Origin of the sequence: Collinsella sp. An271 (assembly GCF_002159695.1) — a bacterium.
GTDB lineage: Bacteria > Actinomycetota > Coriobacteriia > Coriobacteriales > Coriobacteriaceae > Collinsella > Collinsella ihumii.
Window position 1 is genome coordinate 1 of the sequence record NZ_NFJE01000027.1, and the last position, 4,748, is coordinate 4,748.

Below are 4,748 nucleotides of genomic sequence, written 5' to 3' on the forward strand. Positions count from 1 at the left end.
GGCGCTGGGGTACCTCAGCCCCGAGGAGTTCGAGCGGGCCAACTGGCCCGAGGAGGACCGCCACCCGATGGCGGCGTAAGGGTGTAAACGGAATCGGGGTAGATTCAGCTCGCCCATCACGTTCCTCTCCATCCGCGCTCCTCCCGTAGGCTTCGGATCCTCGGTCGGAGCATATTTCCGTTTGCGCAACTGGTGGGAGCGCGTTTGCGCGAACGGCGGGTTTCCGTTAGCACGGACGGCGCGAAGCGTTTGCGCGAATGGTTGTTTTTACATTAGCGGTATCAACGACGCGACCGCCAGGCTCTCGCGCCGCCACGCGGCTCTGAGGGCCGCCGGGAAGCGCCCGTGCGTCGCCAACGTGGCGGTGGCCCGCGAGCTCGCCTGCTGGGTCTGGGAGATCGGCAGGCGCGCCGAGGGCACGCTCGGGTAGCGCCCCGGGACCATAGCCTTCCCGCCGGGAGGGCCCGCGCTTCGACGCATCGCCGGGGCCGGCTCACGGCTTTTCCGATGGGCAGCCGGACGGCCGCGCCCGAGAAGAAAGACTCCAAGGTTTTTCGAGACGACGGCCCCGGACGGAGAATCGAAATGCGGTAGCGCGCGGCGACATATCCGAACCAGCATGCCGCGCCACGAGCCCGCGGATATTAGCTTGCCAGGCGAGCGACGACTAACGAGCATCCGCGCGGGCCCGACCGGCCGGAAATGCCGCAGGACCCAATTGAAAAATCGGGTCCTGCGACGTCATGCCTCTTGACAATGGCTTTCTCATATTACGAAAACGGGGCAGAACCGCTTTCGCAGTCCCGCCCCGATAAGCCCGGAGGGCTTTGCTAGATGAGGTCATTGTAGCAGGCCTACCGCCTTCGTCAAGCGCTCGATGAACAGCAGGGCGGCGACTGCCGGGTTTTCCACGGGCACGTCACTTGAGCGGACGGCGGCGAACAGCGAGGTGAGATGCCGCTCCCTTTCCGCTCGGGCCTCTCCTGCAGGAACGATCTGCGCGTACAGGTGCAGCATCGCGCACATCTGCACCATTCTCGTGCCGCGCAGCCATTTGGCACGCAGGCGCTTGGGGACTTCCGTCGACGTAAGCGCGTTCACGAGGGATGCCGGTGGGCGCATGCGCGGGTCGGCATCGGTGAGCCCGTTGACTCCACATGCGCCGTGTGCAGTCGCGTTACGGACGGAGCGCGTGTACTTGAGCAAGTAGTGAACGTCCTGGAGGTCCTCATCTTCCCATCTGTCGGCACAGAACTTGACGAGGCCGGAGAACATCCCGAAGGGAACGACCTCGCAGAACGCCCATACCGGCATGTCGTACCGGTACTTGCGTACGACCGCGCCGACGTAGGGGTCCTTCATCCGACGGTCGAGCTCCGACTCAATGTAGGACCGCTGCTCCTCCGAGCGGCTTTCGTAGTAGTCGCGCATGAGGGCGTAGCCGTCCTCGCCATGGTCCTTGGCGGCGGCGAGCAGGCGCACCTTGGCGAAATGCTCGACGTCGAGGGTCATGGGGAGCAGGACGTCGCGCAGCATGCGGTCGAGGTTGGAGAGGGTCTTGAGGTGCCCGAAGTCCAAGTTGACGTACTGGCCATCGCGCGGGCCGCCGACGTGCTTGGGGAAGAGCTTGCGGTGGGCGTATACGCGGAAGAACTGGCACTTGGTGCGTAGGTGGGAGGCGGCCTCCTCCTCGGAGCAGAGCTCGAAGGCGATACCCTTTGCCTTCATGTGGGCGATCTGCTGCCCGATGGTGAGCCGAGGCTTGGAGTGGCGCTTTGCTTGGAACGATTCGGTCTGGTCTTGAGTGGGGCGCTCTGGCGCCGGCTGGGACTGGGTGATGTTTTGGGTCTGTTCAGTCATGGGCGGCTCCTTGTTGGCTCGGGTGTCCATTCTACCAGCGCGGGGGCGCGCGGCGTCGAACGCGCGGCGAACCGAGTCCATCGCCTCGGCGTGCCGGCACGGGTGGACTCGCGCGAGCGGAGCTCATGGGACCTGTAGAGTGTCGCCGCTATGTGGGTGACTCGGAGGTTGCGCATCTTGGCGCGGCGCGACTTCGTGTTCTTGAGCCCCAAGGCGTTCATGGAGCGCAGCATGTCGTCGGGGGCCTGGAAGACCGCACGGTCGGAAGAGGGCTAGAGGCGCGTCACAGGCCGCCGCTTCTTTCGCGACATCGCGACATGACGCGATGTCGCGATTGCTATCAGTCTGCTCGCTTCCCATTGCTCTTGCTCCAGCTCGTGCTTCGCCCCTCGCCGTTTCGAACGACAAGCCCCTCGGCCTCAAGCGATCTCAGGATGCGGTAAGCCTGGCGACGGGTCTGCCGGACGTGCTACCATGCCCGGTTTTTAGCATGTGTATTGCGCTGATAAACAAGCAGGTAGCGAGAATTTGCGTGCATAAAAATCAGCCCAAAGTAAAACCCACCAAGGACATAGGTTGAGTTTGGTGCGATTTTTGAGTGCCTTCCGTCCACATGCGCTGTATCCCTCGACAAAAGCCCAGTTGAATCCTGCGGCTTTGTCGAAGGGTGCGGCGCATAGGGCGAAAGGGCACTCAAAAATCGCACTAAACTCGTATACATGGTTTTTGGACTGTCCCAGAGAGGAATCAGCACATTGGGACCGTTGCCTTGTACCGGCCGCCGCCATGAGCGGGCTGCCTGTTTGCGATTTTGCGTAATGACGAGGGGATATCCTCTATCTGGCACCGCTCTGTCTGAGTGGTTCGAAGATGATACGTGCCGGAACTTTGCCGGAACCTTCCCGGCCCTCTTCACCGCCGTCCGCCCCCGCAAAGGGGTCGGGGCGATGGAAGGTGAGCCTGGTCCCGAACGAGGCCCTCCCCTCGTGGCCCACTCGGACGCCGGCCCTGTCGCACAGGTCGCGGATCTTCCTGATACCCATGCCAGACGACTCGATGTCGCCGGAGCGGAACAGCGTCGTCGCGAGGAGCTCGTTGCGGGTGGTCGAGTCGCTGCTCACGCCCGCCAAGTGATCGTCGGGGTCTTGCCCGTCGATGAACCAGCTGGGGCTGATGATGTCCACGGCGTCGCTGTAGACATCGACCTGCACGTAGCCGGGACGGTACCAGATCCGGTGGGCGTAGGCGTTCATGAGCGCCTCGCGGATCGCCTCGAAGGGTATCTCGGGGATTTCGTCTTGCGTGCGCTTGCCGGTAACCACGAATCGCCTGCGGATGTTGTTGGCGATGAAGTACTCCGCCTCATCCACCAGGCGAAACAGCGTCCCCGACTTCAGTCGCACGTCGAGAGCCTCGGTCCGCTCGCGCGTCTTGAACACACCCATCTTGAGCTGCACGCCCACCGACGGGCAGAATAGCACGGCGGCGGCGTTGGTGAGCCTACCGCCCGTGAGGAGGTGCAGGCTTGAGAGCGTCCCCTCCACGGAGCGGTGCTCGAAGGAGATGCGCCTCCTCTCGCGCCCGCGCTCGACGAACCTGCGCAGCTCGCCCTCGTCCACGTCCTCCAAGGGCCGCTCCGATGCCTCGCGGTCCCACGGGCTCCTCCGGTAGCGTTCCTCCTGCATGAGCGCGCGCAGCATGGACTGGCTCATCGGCAGGTCTTCGTCCGCGCTCCTGATCCGGTAGCGCCCGTCGCAAGCGTAGGGGCGCTCGTCGCCCGAGAAGGTCGCGCGTATGTAGGACTTCCCGTCCTCGGTCACCAGGTGCTCCACGGTGGGGTACACCCTCGGCTCGATCCGGTTGGTGAACGCTTGCGACACGTCGCGCAGCGTCTTCTCGGACACGTCCTGGCCCACGACCTCGCCGTCGGAGGGACGCACGCCGAAGTACAGCGTGCCCCGTCCGTGCTTGTTCAGGATCGAGGCCGCCGACTCCATGCCCTCGCGCAGCTCCGACGTCGACCGCTTGTGCTCGACGGTCTCGCTCTCCTTGCCGAGGTTTATGGCCGGTTCCCTTCGCTCTCGCTTCCTGCCTGTACATTCTGCCAGCGCCCGCCGTGTGACTGCTGTTTACCTCCCTTCTTGTCGGGGCGGAGGCGCGTGATTGCCGCCGGTGGTGGCGGTTGCGCGCCGCGGACAAGAAGAAGGCTTTCATGGCCGGAAGGGCGTACGGGTACGCGCGGGTTTCCACGCGGGAGCAGAACCTGGACCGGCGGCTCGACGCGCTCGCTGCGTTCAGCGTGGACGGGGTGCTCGCAGGCAAGGCGGGCGGGAGGGACTTCGAGCGGCCGGAGTGGATCCGCCTCATGGGCGCTCTGAAAGAGGGCGACGTGCTTGTGGTGAAGAGCATCGACTGGCTGGGCCGCGGCTACGAGGAGATCAGCGGGCAGTGACGCGCCATCACCAAGGAGGTCCGCGCCGACGTCGTGGTGCTGGACATGCCGTTTCTGGACACCCGGGAGGACAGGGGCGGCGTCACGGGCGCGTTCATATCCGACATCGTGCTGCAGCTGCTCTCCTACGTGGCCCAGGTGGAGCGCGAGTCCATACAACAGCGGCAGGCGGAGGGCATAGCCGCCGCCAGGGCGCGCGGCGTGAGGTTCGGCAGGCCGAGGAAGAGGCGGCCCGGCCTCTACAAAAACACCAGGGAAGCTACCTAGCGGGGCATATCACCAGGTTGATGACCGGATGTTGCATCAAGGTGTTCGTTTCTGACATCGAAAAGGTGCCGTATGTGGAACGGGCGGAGTATGCGGCGGCACGTGAAGCGGAAGGGCGCGAAACCGCAGGTAGTTGGTAGCGCGGGCTCCGTCAAAAAGTACACCTTTT

Annotated in this window: 2 protein-coding genes and 1 pseudogene; 1 reads left to right on the forward strand and 2 read right to left on the reverse strand. The window is 64.3% G+C overall.

The window, feature by feature from the left end; translation table 11 throughout:
* Nucleotides 1-840: 840 nt before the first annotated feature.
* Nucleotides 841-1,860 carry an Abi family protein gene (locus tag B5F74_RS12060; protein ID WP_158095790.1) on the reverse strand — a complete coding sequence of 340 codons (1,020 nt, stop codon included), beginning with the start codon at nt 1,858-1,860 and terminating at the stop codon, nt 841-843.
* A gap of 836 nt (nt 1,861-2,696) precedes the next feature.
* A complete protein-coding gene (locus B5F74_RS12065) occupies nt 2,697-3,968 on the reverse strand; it encodes an RNA-binding domain-containing protein (protein WP_343217562.1) in 1,272 nt (423 codons plus the stop codon).
* A gap of 104 nt (nt 3,969-4,072) precedes the next feature.
* Between B5F74_RS12065 and B5F74_RS12070 the strand changes: the two are divergent.
* Nucleotides 4,073-4,579, forward strand: a pseudogene (locus tag B5F74_RS12070) (recombinase family protein).
* Nucleotides 4,580-4,748 lie beyond the last annotated feature (169 nt).